Source organism: Microcystis sp. M53602_WE12 (assembly GCF_030065455.1).
Lineage (GTDB): Bacteria > Cyanobacteriota > Cyanobacteriia > Cyanobacteriales > Microcystaceae > Microcystis > Microcystis aeruginosa.
In genome coordinates, this window is sequence record NZ_JASJFB010000686.1 from 1 (window position 1) to 1,965 (window position 1,965).

General features: G+C 50.5%; 4 protein-coding genes. All 4 read left to right on the top strand.

Annotated elements, in window-relative coordinates; translation table 11 throughout:
* Positions 1–60: 60 nt before the first annotated feature.
* Entirely contained in the window at positions 61–243 is a 183-nt protein-coding gene (locus PX482_RS21390; protein ID WP_196219833.1) for a hypothetical protein, read from the top strand.
* Positions 244–472: 229 nt separating this feature from the next.
* Positions 473–1,111, top strand: a complete 639-nt coding sequence (locus tag PX482_RS21395) for a histidine phosphatase family protein (RefSeq protein ID WP_002759709.1) — start codon at positions 473–475, stop codon at positions 1,109–1,111.
* Between the two features lie 49 nt (positions 1,112–1,160).
* The gene (locus tag PX482_RS21400) at positions 1,161–1,805 is read left to right on the top strand and encodes a histidine phosphatase family protein (protein WP_288027812.1); all 645 of its coding nucleotides are present in this window, start codon (positions 1,161–1,163) and stop codon (positions 1,803–1,805) included.
* Positions 1,774–1,965: hypothetical protein (locus PX482_RS21405; protein ID WP_288122994.1), on the top strand; the 192-nt coding region annotated here is incomplete at its 3' end. The genes PX482_RS21400 and PX482_RS21405, both read left to right, overlap by 32 nt.

A 1,965-nucleotide genomic window follows, 5' to 3' on the forward strand; every position in this document is an offset into this window, starting at 1 on the left:
CTTAGTCCCCCCTTGATAAGGGTGGTGTCTGATAATTTTTAACGCCTACCTACTTAGGAGATGGCTTTTATTTATTCTCCCCCCGCAACGCGCACGAAGTGGTCTCCCCATCTCCCCACTTCCCCACACCCCACACCCCACACCCCACACCCTGCCTCAATGTATTCTAAGATACAGTCTTGCGGGCGAGTGAGTGGAACGAACCACAGAGACACAAAGATCGATCACTACTATATAAGTTAAACTTATCACACAAAGAATAAGAGAGCCGATTATTTTTTGGGAATTTAGGATAACCTTTTTTACCTTTTATCATACCAAATCCGTTTTTAATAGTGTGATTAACTGCCAAGTTATGGATTGTTTCTCCCTGCTCCCCACCCCCTGCTCCCTGGTCTCCTGTACTTTTTAAACAGGATTTAGTATCACTATAAGTGGGAGAGAGTCACAAATATTGAGATGCACCCAAAAAATGAGTCTAAAACTTTACTTTTTGCGTCATGGCGAAACCACAGCCAGTCAAGCGGGTAGTTTTTGCGGTCGATTAGACTTGCAACTAACCCCGGCCGGCGATGAAATGGCCAAGGATTTCGCTCTTGTCTATCGAGATGTGCCTTGGACAGGGATCTATTCTAGTCCCCTCAAGCGCACCATGGCCACGGCCACCCCTTTAAGCGATCTCTTAGGTATTCCCATCCACAAACGGGAAGGATTAAAAGAGATTGCCTACGGCCAATGGGAGGGAAAAACCGCAGCCGAGGTTAATCGGGAGTTTCATGATGATTATGTGCGCTGGTTAGCAGATCCAGGCTGGAATTCTCCCACAGGGGGCGAAAAAGGCATCGATATCGCTCGCCGCAGTTCGGAAGTATTAGAGGAAATCGACCATAATCACGATGATGGCCATATTTTGATCGTTTCCCATAAAGCAACGATCCGAATCATGTTATGTTCTCTTTTAGGCATTGATATCGGCCGTTATCGCGATCGAATTGCCATGCCCGTGGCCTCGGTGACGATCGTCGAATTAGCCGAACACGGTCCCCTCTTTCAAGTCATGGGCGATCGCTCTCACCTCCGCAATGACCTACGCTCGCGAGCGGGAACCTAACCAGTCAACAGTAACCAGGGAAGCCCCGAATTTGGTCTCCTGAAAAACTATGTGCTTGATGTTATATTTTCTACGACACGGACAAACGGCCTATAGCAAAACGGGAGGATACTGTGGTACTCCAGAAAATGACCCCGGTTTGACTGCCGAAGGCATCGAAATGGCCGAGGAATTCGCCGATGTCTATCGTTCTTTACCTTGGCGCGCGGCCTACGTCAGTCCCCTCCAAAGAGCTATTCAAACCGCTAAACCCCTCTGTGAAGCGGTAGGACTGAAATTAGAAATCCGCCAGGGATTACAAGAGATCGGTTATGGTCTTTGGGAAGGTATGCACCCCAACGATATCGATCGCCAATATCATGATCTCTATGTACGCTGGTTGACGGATCCGGCTTGGAATGCTCCCCCCAACGGAGAAAGGGGGATCGATATCGCCCGTCGTTCGGCGGCCGTTTTGGAGGAAATTGAACACACCCACAGTGATGGCAATATCCTGATTGTTTCCCACAAGGCCACCATCCGGATCATGCTCTGTAGTCTGATGGGCATCGATGTGGGCCGTTATCGCGATCGGTTTGAAATGCCCGTGGCCGCCCTCAGTATCGTCGAATTAGGCAGTCGTGGCCCGCTTTTCCATGGCATCGGTTTACGTTCCCACCTCAGTGAGTACCTGCGTTCTCTCCCCTGCACCTAATCAGGAGACAGGAGACAGGAGACTCCGAGACAGGGGACAGGAGACAGGAGACTCCGAGACAGGAGACAGCTTTTTTCTCCCCACACCCCACACCCCACACCCCACACCCCACACCCCACTTCCCCATCTCCCCACTTCCCCACACCCCACACCCCACACC

What these genes read in the sequence shown, in the direction of transcription:
- PX482_RS21390 (WP_196219833.1), top strand. Translation starts at nt 61, where the DNA reads ATGGCTTTTATTTATTCTCCCCCCGCAACGCGCACGAAGTGGTCTCCC.
- PX482_RS21395 (WP_002759709.1), top strand. Translation starts at nt 473, where the DNA reads ATGAGTCTAAAACTTTACTTTTTGCGTCATGGCGAAACCACAGCCAGT.
- PX482_RS21400 (WP_288027812.1), top strand. Translation starts at nt 1,161, where the DNA reads ATGTGCTTGATGTTATATTTTCTACGACACGGACAAACGGCCTATAGC.